Here is a 15,085-nt window from a genome sequence, read left to right as displayed (position 1 = left end):
TCGAGGGTGCGAGCTTGGCGGTTCCACAGCTGGGGTAGTGCGGCGTCCTCTTCGTGTTGCAGCTTCAGCCTGCCCGGCCACGAAGAACCCCGCCGGATTGCTCCGGCGGGGTTTCCGATGTGCCTTCAGGCGATGGTTACTGCTGCTGGAGATCCAGGATTCTGTTTGGAGCCGTATCCTGCCGCTGTTCGGACTGCGGCCTGCGCCGTGGCAGAACCTGCTGCAGCAGCAGTCCCGGGTTGAGTTCCAGCGAGGGCAGCCCGCGCACCGGCCTGCAGTTCGGATAACGGCCGATCATGCCTTCCGGGCAACGCCGCCTGAAGATCGGCTGGCACTGGCCGTTGACCATTTGCGAGCCCGGCGCGCATTCGCTCTCTTGCCTGGACCGGCGGCATGCGCCGTCGATCACCTGGGTTCCACGCGGACAGACGCACTCGCCGCGCTTGTTGTGGATCTGGCCGCGAATGTCGCACTGCTCCACATCGGGCTGCTTGCGCCGGCACACTCCATTGCGCAGCTCGGTCCCCCTCGGGCAGACGCAGTCGCCATTGGCGTCGTGGACCTGGCCGCGGATGGTGCATTGCTCAGGCTCCGGCTGGAGAGCCCGGCAGGCTCCCTTGCGCAGTTCGGTCCCTCGTGGGCAGACGCATTCGCCTTCCGCGCCGTGGACCTGGCCACGGATGGTGCACTGCTCAGGCTTCGGCCTGTCGCGTACGCAGGCGTTGGCATCCCGGTCGAGATGCGTGCCCCTGGGACAGGTGCAGCCATGGCCGTTCGATGTCGGCACCGAGCCCGGTATCGCGCAGCCCGGCCTGGATATCGTGACGCAGGCGCCATTCTCCAACTCGGTCCCGCGCGGACAGACGCAGCGTCCGTCCTCTGTGCGGACCTGGCCCTTGAGCAGCACGCAACGCTTTGGCTCCTTCGGCGGGATGATGACGCCGCCGGACGAGCACTGGCCGTTGCGATAGGTGGTGCCTTGCGGGCAGACGCACCGGCCGGCGTCGTTCATGACGAAGCCTGCCGAGCATTCCTTCTTCGTCTCATGCCCGATGGCGAAGGGATGGCAGGCATAGGCCTTGTCGCGATTGCCCTGGGTATTGGCCTGGTCGCGGGAAAGCACATCTCCGCCGCCCTGCACCCGCGTGTCGGGAGAGAGCACGCCGACGCAGTTCTGGCCGTTGACGCTGCCTTGCAGATTGGCCAGGCGGCCGTCGTCGGGGATGACCACGGTGACGTGGTGGACGCGGCTTTCGCCAGCGCCAAGCGTCAGGTCTGCGATGCAGGACGCAGGCAAGGCCGCCGGTTCCGGCGAGCAGCCGAAGGCCGGCTCGATCGAGGTGATCGCGACGCCTTCCAGCCGGCCGAGGCCTTCGACGCCGATCGCATCGCCGATGCGGACAGGGCCGGAAAATTCCGCCGGGCCGTCGTTGGTGATGGTGATCTCGAACGAGCAGGGTTCTCCGGGCCGGCACTCGCGGTCGCCGGTCTTCTCGACGCGGATGGACGAGACCCCGCCGCCCTTGGCGCAGGCCCGGCCGACCGGATGGACGACGTCCTCGCCCTGCGCCGGGCCGTAGGAGCCCCGCGCGCAATTCTCGAACTCGCCGTTGGCCGAAACCGTCACGTCGAAGTGCCTGCTGGTTCCGGGTGTCATGACGGCGCCTGGAATCTGGCACGCCAGCGTGTCGGCCGGAACCGGTCCGCACGCCCATTCCGCGCCGTCTGATGTGACGGTCTGGATCTGGACGGGCGCGCCGCCCGACACCAAAGCGGCGGCATCGTTGACCCGCACCGGACCGGTGGGGGCAGCCGTGCCGGCATTGCTGACGGTGATGCGGCAGGAGACGAAAGCGGCACCCGCCAGCGAACCGCCGCATGTCTTGGTGATACGCAGGACAGGCTGGCCGCCATTGGGACGAGGAATGCGTTGCATGGCGCAGGCCCGGTTATTGGTGAGGTCGGTTTCGCCGGGGATCGGTTTCACCTCGGCGCAATTCTCGACCGTGTCCGACCGGTAGCCGGCCGGCACCACCGCCTTGACGACGATCGCCGTCAAAGCGCCCGGCGGCAGCGAGATGCCGGCATTGTCGCAACGGAACTGGCCGGGCCCGTTCGGACCGCATGTCCAGGGTGGGCTCGGGCCAAAGGTCGAGGAGGCCGGCGCGCCGCTGGGATAGGTGTCGACCACGGTCAGCGGCCCGTTATAGGTCGAGGTGCCGTTGTTGATGATGTCGATGACGAAGCTGCACACGCCATCGGCGGTGCAGGCTTCCGCGCGGGTACGCTTTTTCAGGATCAGGTCGGCCTTCTTCTCGACCGGCGGCCGGCAGTCGCGATCGCGATCGCCACGCCGGCAGATCGGGATCGAGGCGCAGCCACGGTCGTTGGCCTGGCTGCCGAACAGCGGCTTGCCGCTGGCGGCATAGTTATAGGTGGCACAGTTGCGCAAGCTGCTGCCTTGCCAGCCGCCAGCCGGCTTGAAGCCGAACTCCAGGTCGATGAAAGCCCCCGGATTGAGCGTGGTCACCGGATGGGTGCACGTCATCGGGGTGGCGCCGGGCACACAGGTCCAGGGCGGATTGGGTCCCGAATCGAGCGTCGAGCCCGCCGGCAGCGTCACCTCGTCGAGCACGATCTTGCCGTTGTAGGGCGCGTCGCCGACATTGGTGACCCGGATGCTGAAGTCGCAGCCGCCGCCCATCGTGCAGCGCGTGACATCGGCGCGTTTCTCGACCTTCAGGTCCGGTTCCCTGTCCTTGGGCGGACATCTCTGGTCGCGCGGGATGACGATGTCGTTGGTCTGCGTGCAGCAGAGCCCCCAACCCTCTTTCGGCCCGGCATAGGTCTCGATGCCGGTGACGACGAGGTGGATGACGTCGCCGGGCGAGGCGCCGACGATCTTCCAGTTCAGCACACCGCCGCCGGCCGGCACCTTCTGTGTGTCGGGGACGATGGTGATGCCTGGCGTGGCGGTCGAAAGCTGCACCCACCTGCCGCCCATCTCGGGGCCGACAGGCATATGGTAGATGAACGCGCCGCCGCCGGGCACGCAGTCGACCGTGCCGCGCTCCACCTTGAAGCATTCCTTGCCCGGAGGCGGCGGTGGTGGCGGATTGCACTTGGTCAGGTCGATCCGGATCGAGGTTTTTTCGCCGGTGAGAAAATTGCCGTCGTCCGGCTTGCCCGGATCCTGCGACGGGATGATGGTTCCCGTGCCGGTGCCGACGGTGACTTTGACCAGGCCCTGATTGTCGACCGTCGCCGGCGCGGGGAACGCCGCGTGGTCGATCCTGGCGGTGATACGGAAAGTGATGACGCGTTCGTCCGGTGCGCCCGAGCCGTCGAGGTCGGAAGCGGAAATCCGGAAATCCGAAACCGTTGCCGTGTCGTTGGGGCCGGCCGAATTGCTGATGACGGCGCCAGGCAGAGGTCCGCCGGACGCATCGGTGCCGTCACCGGAGACCTGCATGTTGACGATCTGCAAGCCATGCGGGAGCTGGTCCTTGAAGTCGAGCCGGACCGTCTGCAGCGAAGCCGCAAACCCCGGGCTGGCGAAGCCTTGCGGTGCGCCGCGCAGGCCGAAGCTCAAAGTGTAGAAGACATAGTCGCAGCTTCGCTGGCCGCCGGTCTTGGTGAAGAACGGCACGGCTCGTCCGGGCTCCGGATTGATGATGCGCGGATTGTTGAGCTTGAATTCCTTATCCGGGCTGGCGGCCTGGACGGTCTTGGCCGGAGCCGTGCCTTCGGCAAGTGCCGGCAGCGCCGGCAGCATGGCGACCGCGATACCGGCCGCCACCAGCCAGCGCGCAGCGCGCCTGGCAAAAGACAGGCGCCTCGTGTTCATGACGGTTGATTTGTCGGCGACGCCCAGCGGGGAGAGTGCGAGATTGTTCATCGTCCCCTCCTCAACGGTCGCAGCTGACGGCTGGCGTTCTGAGCGGCAAGGTCATCTTGCAGCAAGGGTAGTAGCCGCCCTTGTCCTTGTCGGACTTCCTGTAGAAGCAGAGTCCGACATCGACCGTGTCGCCCGGATCGTGGCCGGTGATGCCGATCGTGTATGGCTTGCCAGGCACATGCGACATGGGCGAGGTCACCCCGACGCCTGGCGTCCTGGATTGGGCTTTGATCGAATCGCCCCCGAGGCCGGCATGGTCATGGAGATAAAGGTCCGCCTCGAGCCCGCGCGGTGTGCAGAAATACCTGACATCGTCGACATCGAGACAAGGGGGCAGGTTGCCGGGCGGTTGGAAGTCCGGCGGATAGAACGGTGGCAGATAGCCGCCCGGGATTTCCTCATAATAGCCGGCGCGGCCCTCGCAGGGATGCCAGACGGCGACGTCGCCGACATGGCCTTCCACTTCCGGGTCCTCGAAATAGCCGTCGAAGTCGACGAACCGGGAGCCGAAAGGCGGCACATTGGCCGGCTTGACCAGCTCCCTGGGCGTGATCTGCACGCCATGCACGGCGAGCGGCCCGCCAGCGGCGAGCCGCTCGGCAAGAGCCGGATTGTCGCGCAATTTATCGCCGGTGTTGACCAGCGTCCGGGTGCAGGCCGACGTGTCGAGATCGCCCTCGGCGTCGTAGCCATATTGCAGGTCCAGCCCGCCGGCCGACTGCCTGAAACCTTGCGGGAAGCCGACGGCATATTCCTGCGGCGCTTCCACCCAGACCGATTCCGTTGCCGGATCGTCCGGGTTTTCGCTGAAGTAGCGGATGACCTCGCCCTTGCCGGAATCGGCGAGCTGGCTGTAGTCGTAGCGGTTCTCGACCGGGCCGCGCTGGGCCAGGTACATGAAGCCGCTATCGTCGAAGGCGATGTCGGTGACGGCGTAGTCCTTGTCGGCCTTGACCGTCAGCTCCCAACGGGGATCGCCGGCGAAGCGGCCGTCGCGGGCAATGCCCACCGACCAGATCTCGGCCTTCTCGCCGACGGAATAATAGAGCCGGCCGCCATGATAGGCGACGGCCCAGACACGGCGCTCGTCCTGGGTGTAGCCCCAGGTCTCGGGGTCTTCCGTGTCGAAGGCCGCGCCCTGTATGTCCATGACGGCGCCATCGTCGGTGACCGGAGCCAGGCCATGCGCCGGGCGCCCGGCGACGCCATGGTCGAACGTGTCGACCAGCGCGCCATTGGCGTCGATGCGATGGATCAGACCGGTATCGAGGTCGGAGGCGAAGACTTGGCGGTGGATGGGGTCGAAGGTGAGATTGCCGATGCCGGGCCCGCTGTTGGTGTCGATGTCGGCGAATTTGGCGACCTGGCCGGTGATGCCGTCGACCTTCCAGATGGTGCCCGGCCGGCCGCCGTTCTCGGTGCCGAACTGGCCCTCCATGAAGGCAGCGCCTGCCATGCCGCGGTGCTGCCGCTCCGGACGGCCGTCATCGTCGGCGTCAGGCGTGACGATGCGGATGCCGTGCAGCGAGGTGGCGCCGGCATAGAGATTGGGAACGCCTGACGGGGCGCCATCGCGCATGCCGTCATCATAAGTGAGGCCGAACACCTGGCCGATCTGGCCTGATGTCACCTCGAAAGGCGGCGGCGTGTAGACGAGCTGGCCGGAGGCCGGCCCGCCCAGGCTTGAAACGTCGAAAACGCGCAAGGTGGCGCGCGCCGTGTCGATGAAGGTCTCGTCAATCGGATCGACGCCGGGCGGCAGGCCCCCCTTTTCGGAATCTGAAGAGTCGAAATCGGGAATGACGGTGCCGGAAAATCCGGTGACCGCCATCGAGCCGGGATAGATGATCCGGGTTTCCTGCGCCCGCGCGGGGCCGCCAAGCCATAGGCCGGCGGTCAGCGCCAGGACAAGAAAGGCGCTGGCGGCCTTCGCCACGCCGCCCAAACGGCCGGCACGAGAGGGCGCGAACCGGCGGTGATCGCGAGACATGGAACTCCCCCCGAAGTCTAACGGAGAACCAACCGATCCTGCCGCGCAAACCAGCGCAAGGCGCGGCGTTCCAGCACGTTCGTCCCCGATCGAATTGTCTGCTTTCCTCATAATTACGATACGCCTGCTCCTGTGCAGGGTCAACGGAACCAGCGGAAAGCCAAGCGCATCGACCCTGTCGCGAAGACGATGGTCGCGCCGAGCTCCTGTTGGTCGGGGAGGCCATGGCGTCCCTGGGGTGCTGGTCATGGTGGCTCCCTTTCCCGTGGCCGCATCATGCGGCGCCTGAGCGTCAGTCGCACGCGGAGGCGGAAAGGTTCACTGTGGGGCCCGGCTATTCTTTCAGACGCCGCGAAGCGGGCGGACGCGATGCCTCGGGCGCAGGCGTAATCGGGCCGTTTCGCCATCCGCTGTCGAGGATGGTGGAAGCCTTGCGCAGAATGCTTGCGCCCGATGCCGCCTGTTCTTATATACGCGCCAAGCCGTCCAGCGCCGCAACAGCGGTTGCCGAACGGGATTTCTTGTGAACAGGGGCTTTCGTCGGAACGCCTTACGGGTCCTGAGAGCCTGCTTAGCGGAGAGACTAGAAAAATGGCAAAAGTAATCGGTATCGATCTCGGCACCACCAACTCCTGCATCGCCATCATGGACGGCAAGGAGCCGAAGGTGATCGAGAATGCGGAAGGCGCGCGCACGACGCCTTCCATCGTCGCCATCTCGGGCGACGGCGAACGTCTCGTCGGCCAGCCGGCCAAGCGCCAGGCGGTCACCAATCCTGAAAACACCATCTTCGCGGTCAAGCGCCTGATCGGCCGCCGCTATGACGATCCGGTGACGGAAAAGGACAAGAAGCTTGTCCCCTACAAGATCGTCAAGGGCGACAATGGCGATGCCTGGGTCGAGGCCGGCGGCAAGAAGCAGTCGCCCAGCCAGATCTCGGCCATGATCCTGCAGAAGATGAAGGAAACGGCGGAAGCCTATCTCGGCGAGAAGGTCGAGAAGGCGGTCATCACCGTTCCCGCCTATTTCAATGACGCCCAGCGCCAGGCGACCAAGGACGCCGGCAAGATCGCCGGCCTCGAAGTGCTGCGCATCATCAACGAGCCGACCGCGGCTGCCCTCGCCTACGGCCTCGACAAGAAGGACGGCAAGACCATCGCCGTCTATGACCTTGGCGGCGGCACGTTCGACATTTCGGTGCTCGAGATCGGTGACGGCGTGTTCGAGGTGAAGTCGACCAATGGCGACACCTTCCTCGGCGGCGAGGATTTCGACATGCGCCTCGTCGAGTATCTGGCGGCCGAGTTCAAGAAGGAACAGGGCATCGACCTGAAGAACGACAAGCTTGCCTTGCAGCGCCTCAAGGAGGCTGCCGAGAAGGCCAAGATCGAGCTGTCGTCGACGACGCAGACCGAGATCAACCTGCCGTTCATCACCGCCGACGCCACCGGGCCCAAGCACCTGACGCTGAAGCTGACGCGCGCCAAGTTCGAAAGCCTGGTCGAAGACCTCGTCCAGCGCACCATCGATCCGTGCAAGGCGGCGCTCAAGGATGCCGGCCTGAAGGCTGGCGAGATCGACGAAGTGGTGCTGGTCGGCGGCATGACCCGCATGCCCAAGATCCAGGAGATCGTGAAGCAGTTCTTCGGCAAGGAGCCGCACAAGGGCGTCAACCCCGATGAGGTCGTCGCACTCGGCGCCGCCATCCAGGCCGGCGTGCTGCAGGGCGATGTCAAGGACGTGCTGCTGCTCGACGTGACCCCGCTGTCGCTCGGCATCGAGACCCTGGGCGGCGTGTTCACCCGGCTTATCGAGCGCAACACGACGATCCCGACGAAGAAGAGCCAGGTGTTCTCGACGGCTGAGGATTCGCAGTCGGCCGTGACCATCCGGGTCTTCCAGGGCGAGCGCGAAATGGCCGCCGACAACAAGGCGCTCGGCCAGTTCGACCTGGTCGGCATTCCGCCGGCCCCGCGCGGCGTGCCGCAGATCGAGGTCACCTTCGACATCGACGCCAACGGCATCGTCAATGTTTCGGCCAAGGACAAGGGCACCGGCAAGGAGCACCAAATCCGCATCCAGGCCTCGGGTGGCCTTTCGGACGCCGACATCGAGAAGATGGTGAAGGATGCCGAAGCCAATGCCGACGCCGACAAGAAGCGGCGCGCGCTGGTCGAGGCCCGCAACCAGGCCGAGGCGCTGGTGCATTCCTCGGAGAAGTCGCTGAAGGAATATGGCGACAAGGTCTCGGAAGCCGACCGCACGGCGATATCGGACGCGATCGCGGCGCTGAAGACCGCTACCGAGGGTGACGACGCAGCGGAAATCGAAGCCAAGAGCCAAGCGCTCGCGGAGGCTTCGATGAAGCTCGGCCAGGCCATGTACGAGGCCTCGCAGAAGGAAGCGGCGGAAGCCGATGCCAAGGCGGACGCCGCCAAGGACTCGGATGTGGTCGATGCCGATTTCGAGGAAATCGACGAGGACGACGACAAGAAGAAGTCGGCCTGAACCGGCTGACGGCAAGATAAAGCGGAAAGCCCGGCGCAAAGCCGGGCTTTTTTGCAACCCTGGCAGAAAAAGTGCGGAAAAAATCGTCGAAAAGCACGAACAGCTCCGCACCGGCCCTAGCATCCGGGCTGCGCCGATCCTAAATCGTGGCAACGTGCCGGCAAACGACGCAACACTGCATGAAGACGTTGAGCATCCGGACAGCGGGAAAAAATGAAAGCTGATTTCTACGAAACGCTGGGCGTGCACAAGGGTGCCGACGACAAGGAACTGAAGAGCGCTTTCCGCAAGCTCGCCATGCAGTTCCACCCCGACCGCAATCCGGGCGACCATGCCTGCGAGCACAAGTTCAAGGAAATCAACGAAGCCTACGAGACGCTGAAGGATCCGCAGAAGCGCGCGGCCTATGACCGTTTCGGTCACGCGGCCTTCGAGCAGGGCGGCATGAACGGCGGCGCACACGGCTTCGGCGCCGGCGGCTTCGCCGACATTTTCGAGGACATTTTCGGCGACATGATGGGTGGCCGCCAGCGCCGCTCTTCCGGCGGCCGCGAGCGCGGCGCCGACCTGCGCTACAACATGGAAATCTCACTGGAAGAGGCGTTTGCCGGCAAGACCGCGCAGATCCGCGTGCCGGCCTCGATCTCCTGTTCGGAATGCTCGGGAACCGGCGCCAAGCCCGGAACCCAGCCGGTCACGTGCTCGATGTGCAACGGCCACGGCAAGGTGCGCGCCACGCAAGGCTTCTTCTCCATCGAGCGCACCTGCCCGCAATGCCAGGGCCGCGGCCAGACGATCAAGGATCCGTGCCCGAAATGCGCCGGCCAGGGCCGCGTCACCGAGGAGCGGTCGCTGTCGGTCAACATCCCAGCCGGCATCGAGGACGGCACCCGCATCCGGCTTGCCAATGAGGGCGAAGCCGGCTTGCGCGGCGGGCCGTCGGGCGACCTCTACATCTTCCTCGCGGTCAAGCCGCACGAATTCTTCCAGCGCGACGGCGCCGACCTCTACTGCAAGGTGCCGATCTCGATGACGACTGCCGCCCTTGGCGGCTCGTTCGAGGTGACGACGCTGGACGGAACGCAGACCAAGGTGAAGGTGCCGGAAGGCACCCAGAACGGACGCCAGTTCCGCCTCAAGGGCAAGGGCATGCCGGTGCTGCGCCAGCCCAATGTCGGCGACCTCTACATCCAGACGGCGGTCGAGACGCCGCAGAACCTGTCGCGCCGCCAACGCGAGCTGCTGGAGGAATTCGAACAGCTCTCCTCACAGGACAATTCCCCCCAGTCGAGCGGCTTTTTCGCCCGCATGAAGGACTTTTTCGAGTCGTTCGGCGAGCGTTGATCGACGGCCTGTGCGCGTGTGGCTTGCCTTGCCGGTGTCGGCGCTGCGCCTCACCTGCCGGGCGGCCGACACGCGCCGTGAAAACCGCAGTAGGCGCGCATTTTTAGACGCGACGAAAACTATCTTATCCACGACATTGGCATGACCCTGCCTTGCCTTGGGCGGCTTAGGTGTTAAGTAGCTCTCAGGGGAGCGCTGAGGAGAGCTTGCATGACACGTGGTCCGGGACTGCGGAAGGCGCTTGCCGAAAAGTTCGACGACGAGCTGAAGTTCTTCAAGGGCTGGATCGACAAGCCGAAGACGGTCGGCTCGATCGTGCCGACCAGCTCCATCACCGCCCGCAAGATGGCTTCGATCGTCGACCCGAAGTCCGGTCTGCCGGTGCTCGAGGTCGGGCCCGGCACCGGCGTCATCACCCGCGCCATCCTGGCCCAGGGCGTGAGGCCTGAAAACCTTTACGCGGTCGAATATTCCACCGACTTCGTGCGCCATCTGCGCCGGCTCTACCCCGGCGTCAACGTCATCGAGGGCGACGCCTTCAATCTCAACGCCACGCTTGGCGACAAGAGCGGGATGATGTTCGATTCGGTGGTCTCGGGCGTGCCGCTGCTCAACTTCCCGGTCGCCCAGCGCATCGCCTATATCGAAAGCCTGCTTGACCGCATTCCGGCCGGCCGGCCGATCGTGCAGCTGACCTACGGCCCGATGTCGCCGATCCCGCCCGGCCGCGGCGACTATACGGTCAAGCATTTCGACTTCATCATCCGCAACATCCCGCCAACGCAGCTGTGGATCTACCGGCGCGAGGCGCATTAGGGATTGCGAAGCCGACCGCGAATGTCTTCGAAAGTCGTCATCCTGCGGCTTGTCCCGAGGATCTGCCGCATAGCGGTATCAGATGCGGTGGGCATTGGGACGAAAATGTCTGACTTGGATGCGTTGGCAGATTCTCGGGGCAAGCCCGGGGATGACGCTTTGCCTGATCTGCATTGATTTGAGCGGGCTCTGGCTGTACCTGTCCGGGAACAAGGTTGGCCAATGGCAGTGATCCCAAAAATCCTCGTCTTTGCCGGCTCGGTCCGGGCCGGGGCCTTCAGTGGCAGGACCGCCGACGTGGCGCAGAAGGAACTTGCGGTGCAAGGCGCCGAGGTCACTCGCATCTCGCTTGGCGACTATCCCTTGCCGATCATGGATGAGGATCTGGAGAAGGAAAAAGGCGTCCCCGAAAACGCCCTGAAACTTGCCCGGATGATCATTGCCCATGACGGGCTGCTGATCGCCACGCCCGAATATAACGGCTCCATTCCGCCGCTGCTCAAGAACACGATCGACTGGGTGAGCCGGGTGCGCAAGGATGGCGGCCGTGCGGTGAGGCCGTTTGCCGGCAAGGTAGCCGGCCTCAGTTCGTCTTCCAGCAGACACTTCGCCGGGATACGCTGCATCAACCATCTGCGCGCCGTGCTGGTGCGTTGCCAGATGGAGGTGGTGACGCCGGAATGCTCGGTGCCGGAAGGCGGCAACGCCTTCGACGAGGACGGGCGTTTCAAGGACGAACGACTGCACCGAACCATGGAGCACCTATGCCGCACGCTGATCGAAACCTCGCGCATGCTGTCGACCCGGGTCGAGCCGTGATCGCCAACGCCATGCAGACCGACACAATGCGCGAAAGGCTGATCGTCGGCCTCGACGTGCCGAGCCTGAAAGAGGCCGAGAAGGCGGTACGCGAACTCGATGGCGTCGTCTCCTTCTACAAGATCGGCTATCAGCTCGCCTTCGCCGGCGGGCTCGATTTCGCCAGGGAGCTCGCCAGCGCGGGCAAGAAGATCTTTCTCGACATGAAGCTGCTCGACATCGACAACACTGTGGCCAAGGGGGTCGAGAACATCGTCAAGATGGGCATGACCATGCTGACGCTGCATGCCTACCCGAAGACCATGCGGGCGGCGGTCGAGGCGGCGAGAGGCAGCGAGCTTTGCCTGCTTGCCGTCACCGTGCTGACCTCGATGGACGAACAGGACGTGATCGACGCGGGCTACGAATACGACCCGCACACGCTGGTGCTGCGGCGCGCGGAACAGGCGCTGCATGCCGGCATGGGCGGCATCGTCTGCTCGGCCGCGGAAACAGAGGCGGTGCGCCGCATCGTCGGGCCCGACATGGCGGTGGTAACGCCAGGCATACGCCCCGCCGGCAGCGACCATGGCGACCAGAAGCGCGTGATGACGCCGGCGGATGCCATCCGCAGCGGCTCCAGCCATCTGGTCGTCGGGCGCCCGATCGTCGCCGCGGCGGACAGACGCGCGGCGGCTGAAGCCATCCTCGACGAAATGCGCTCGGCATAATTTGCAACGAACGGCTTCGGAGAAGAAGGATGCCCAAGGGATACTGGATCGCCCGCGTCGATGTGCGCGACGCGGAAGGCTACAAGGATTATGTCGCCGCCGCCAAGCCGGCCTTCGAGCGCTTCGGCGCGAAATTCCTGGCGCGCGGCGGCGAGCATGAGAAGGCAGAAGGGGCCGGCCGCGCGCGCAACGTCGTCATCGAGTTCGAGACGCTTGCCGCCGCGCATGACTGCTACCATTCACCTGAATACCAGCGCGCCGCCGCCATTCGCCAGAAGGTCGCCGACGGCGAGATCGTGCTGGTCGAGGGCGTCTGAGGCCTATCCCGGCCGGCATCAGTGCCGGTCGCGGCCTTTGCACGAGTCCTGAGGTTCACATCCCGCAGCCTGGCCCAGCAGGCGGCGCCCCGCCCGGTTGTCTTTGAGCGACAACCGGCACAGTCGTTCGACAACGGCCACGACATGGCTGACGCATAATCCCTTTAGCAATCGCGTCCGAACAGCCCTTACACGGGGGTAATTTTGATGCCGGCCGATCGCGGGTTGACATGCAGGTATTTACCTGCATATTATGGCTTCACATCAGAGTGAACCCGATGGACGCGGACAAGGTTTTCAAGGCGCTGGGCGACCCGACACGCAGAAGGCTGCTTGATCTTCTGTGCGAGAAGAACGGGCAGACGCTGGGCCAGCTTTGCGAACATCTCGATATGGCCAGGCAATCCGCCACCCAACACATCGACCTGCTGGAGGCGGCCAATCTGGTGAGCACGGTCAAACGCGGCCGCGAGAAGCTGCATTTCATCAATCCCGTGCCGCTGCACGAGGTCTACGAGCGCTGGGTGCGCAAATTCGAACGCCAGCGGCTCAGCCTGCTGCATGACCTGAAACAGGAACTCGAAGGAGAAGACAAATGACCGCAGAGACGACCAGCTTTGTCTACGTGACCTACATCCGCTCGACGCCGCAAAAAGTGTTCGAGGCCATAACCAGGCCCGACATCGCACGGCGTTACTGGGGCCATGAGAACGTCTCGGACTGGAAGGCGGGATCGAAATGGGAACATATCCGCGCCAATGACGAGCGCACCGTCGAACTGGTCGGCAAGGTCGTCGAGATCTCGCCGCCGACCCGTCTCGTGATGACCTGGGCAAACGCTTCGCAGGCCGACGATCCGTCGAAATACAGCCGGGTGACGTTCGCCATCGAGGAATACGACACGATGGTGCGGCTGACCGTCAGCCATAACGAACTCGAAGCCGGCAGCGGCATGGCGAAGGGCGTCAGCCAGGGATGGCCGGCGGTGCTGTCCAGCATGAAATCCTTCCTGGAAACCGGCAGCGGCATCGATATTTTCGCCAAGCCGAAATCGGCCTGACCAGCAAATCCGACTGCGGGAAAACGACAATGACCAAACGCTATAGCGGCGGATGCGCATGCGGTGCGATCCGCTATGAAACGAGCAGCGAACCCATCTTTCAAAACCACTGCCAATGCCACGAGTGCCAGAAGCGAAGCGGCACGGGCCACAGCTCCTATCTGACTTTCCCCCGGCGAGCCGATATGACGATCACGGGCGAAGCGAGCACCTGGCGGGTGGCGGGCGACAGCGGCAACGAAAAGATCCACGCCTTCTGCCCGACCTGTGGAACGCCGGTCTACCTGACGCAGGTCGCAAGGCCGGACCTGATAGCGGTTCACGCGACCAGCCTTGACGATCCCGGCCAGTTCAATCCGCAGGTGGTCACATATGCCATCCGCGGCCATGCCTGGGACAGGATAGATCCTTCCTTGCAGGCATTCGAGCGAATGCCTTTGGGATAGCGTACGGCAGGCAATCTTGCCGCGCTTTAACGGGTCATTCGGTTCGCCGCGGTTTCGGCCATGGCGTCGGCAAGCTCCAAGCCCCATTGAGACCGGCAATAGGCGCGGAAATCGAAGCAAGGCAGGCCGGGGCAGACCTCGAATTCTATGAGGTGAACGGTGTCGTCGGGCTCGATCCTGAAATCGATGGAAAACACGTCGCGCAGGCCGAGCCCGCTCATCAGCCGTTCGGCGATGGCGCGGACTTTTGCATCGGCGAGCGGCTGGCTTTCGGCGACCGGAAGCAGAAGCGGCTCGGCGTATTTGCCCGCCGCCTTCGCCGCCTCGCCGGTCTCGCCGTAAAGCGCCAGGCTGTCTTCCATGGTCTGGAAATCGCCGCCGGACTCGACGAAAGCGACGCCGAGCGCTTCGACGCCGGTGTCCGGCCTCAGGCCCAGGAAACTGGCGCGCGCATTGCGGCCGCCGACATAGGGCTGGACGACGACGTCGTCGCGATAGGCGGTGAAAACACGCCGGCTAAGCTCCAGCGCGTGGCCGAGATCGCCGCAGCGCGAATCCGGCCAGATGCCGATCTTGGCGCCGAGCCGGTTCGGCTTGACGAACCAGCCGGCGGCGGAAACCGGCGGCTCGACCAGCCATTGTCCGTTGCGCGCCAGGCCGGCCCGCGGCACAGGCAAGCCGAGCGCGCCGAGCACGGCGCCGGAGCGGAACTTGTCCTGGCAGAGCGCGAACAGCGAATCCTCGGCGCCGATCGCCTTCAGGCCGTTCAGCCTGGCAAGTGCAGGCGCCGCGCCGCCCCGGAAATAGGCGATGCCGTCGGTCAGCGTCCAGACCAGCGTGGCGGCCGGGTCGGCCTTGGCGAGCATATCGGCGGCATCGTCCAGCTCCACCGCCGCGAAGCCGAGATCGCGCCGATTGAAGGCAGAAGCGAGGGCGTCGAATTCATGCGCGAGATCGGTCGATTGCGCCAGGTAAGAAACGATTTCGGCGGCACGCTCCGGCGCGTGGCCATCGGCGAGGAGCCGCTCGAGGCAGGCCTTTTCCGGCTCGTGGACGAGGATCAGCCTGGGGCTGGACATGACATGATTCCCAATGGTGCAATTCCACACCATCGCATGGCGAAGACGCCAGGCTTTCGCGAAACCGACGCGGGCCGGACGCCTGCGTGACAGCCGGC

The 15,085-nt window shown here is 64.8% G+C and carries 12 protein-coding genes; 9 read left to right on the top strand and 3 right to left on the bottom strand.

The window, feature by feature from the left end; translation table 11 throughout:
- Positions 1-136 precede the first annotated feature (136 nt).
- On the bottom strand, positions 137-3,898 hold the full coding sequence (locus FJ490_RS10230) for a hypothetical protein (RefSeq protein WP_140728770.1): 3,762 nt from the start codon (positions 3,896-3,898) through the stop codon (positions 137-139).
- Between the two features lie 10 nt (positions 3,899-3,908).
- Positions 3,909-6,137, bottom strand: coding sequence for a hypothetical protein (locus FJ490_RS10225; protein ID WP_140582730.1), 2,229 nt, complete (start codon positions 6,135-6,137; stop codon positions 3,909-3,911).
- Positions 6,138-6,479: 342 nt separating this feature from the next.
- On the opposite strand from FJ490_RS10225, the gene dnaK reads away from it, so the two are divergent.
- From dnaK to FJ490_RS10180, 9 genes are all read left to right on the top strand, one after another.
- A complete protein-coding gene (gene dnaK, locus FJ490_RS10220; protein ID WP_140514198.1) occupies positions 6,480-8,396 on the top strand; it encodes a molecular chaperone DnaK in 1,917 nt (638 codons plus the stop codon).
- A gap of 213 nt (positions 8,397-8,609) precedes the next feature.
- Positions 8,610-9,740: a molecular chaperone DnaJ gene (dnaJ, locus tag FJ490_RS10215; protein ID WP_140491627.1), complete on the top strand. Its 1,131-nt coding sequence runs from the start codon at positions 8,610-8,612 to the stop codon at positions 9,738-9,740.
- A gap of 210 nt (positions 9,741-9,950) precedes the next feature.
- Complete coding sequence (gene pmtA / locus FJ490_RS10210) at positions 9,951-10,556, top strand: phospholipid N-methyltransferase PmtA (protein WP_140625262.1); 606 nt, start codon at positions 9,951-9,953, stop codon at positions 10,554-10,556.
- 222 nt (positions 10,557-10,778) lie between these two features.
- Positions 10,779-11,375, top strand: coding sequence for an NADPH-dependent FMN reductase (locus FJ490_RS10205; RefSeq protein WP_140728769.1), 597 nt, complete (start codon positions 10,779-10,781; stop codon positions 11,373-11,375).
- Positions 11,372-12,085 (top strand): orotidine-5'-phosphate decarboxylase, encoded by a 714-nt coding sequence (gene pyrF / locus FJ490_RS10200; protein WP_181165186.1) that lies wholly within the window; start codon positions 11,372-11,374, stop codon positions 12,083-12,085. The genes FJ490_RS10205 and pyrF overlap by 4 nt, the downstream gene beginning before the upstream one ends.
- Before the next feature lie 29 nt (positions 12,086-12,114).
- The gene (locus FJ490_RS10195) at positions 12,115-12,402 is read left to right on the top strand and encodes a DUF1330 domain-containing protein (protein ID WP_140491638.1); all 288 of its coding nucleotides are present in this window, start codon (positions 12,115-12,117) and stop codon (positions 12,400-12,402) included.
- A gap of 278 nt (positions 12,403-12,680) precedes the next feature.
- A complete protein-coding gene (locus FJ490_RS10190) occupies positions 12,681-13,001 on the top strand; it encodes a helix-turn-helix domain-containing protein (RefSeq protein WP_140491640.1) in 321 nt (106 codons plus the stop codon).
- Positions 12,998-13,462, top strand: coding sequence for an SRPBCC family protein (locus FJ490_RS10185; RefSeq protein WP_140514194.1), 465 nt, complete (start codon positions 12,998-13,000; stop codon positions 13,460-13,462). Before FJ490_RS10190 ends, FJ490_RS10185 begins: the two co-directional genes overlap by 4 nt.
- A gap of 29 nt (positions 13,463-13,491) precedes the next feature.
- Positions 13,492-13,908, top strand: a complete 417-nt coding sequence (locus FJ490_RS10180; RefSeq protein ID WP_140728768.1) for a GFA family protein — start codon at positions 13,492-13,494, stop codon at positions 13,906-13,908.
- Positions 13,909-13,934: 26 nt separating this feature from the next.
- Here FJ490_RS10180 and FJ490_RS10175 read toward each other — a convergent pair whose 3' ends face one another.
- On the bottom strand, positions 13,935-14,987 hold the full coding sequence (locus tag FJ490_RS10175) for a D-alanine:D-lactate ligase-like protein (RefSeq protein WP_140554677.1): 1,053 nt from the start codon (positions 14,985-14,987) through the stop codon (positions 13,935-13,937).
- Between the last annotated feature and the right edge of the window lie 98 nt (positions 14,988-15,085).

The organism is Mesorhizobium sp. B2-5-11, from assembly GCF_006440835.1.
Lineage (GTDB): Bacteria > Pseudomonadota > Alphaproteobacteria > Rhizobiales > Rhizobiaceae > Mesorhizobium.
The sequence above is the reverse complement of the archived record's forward strand: the minus strand, read 5'-3'. Positions and strand labels throughout refer to the sequence as shown.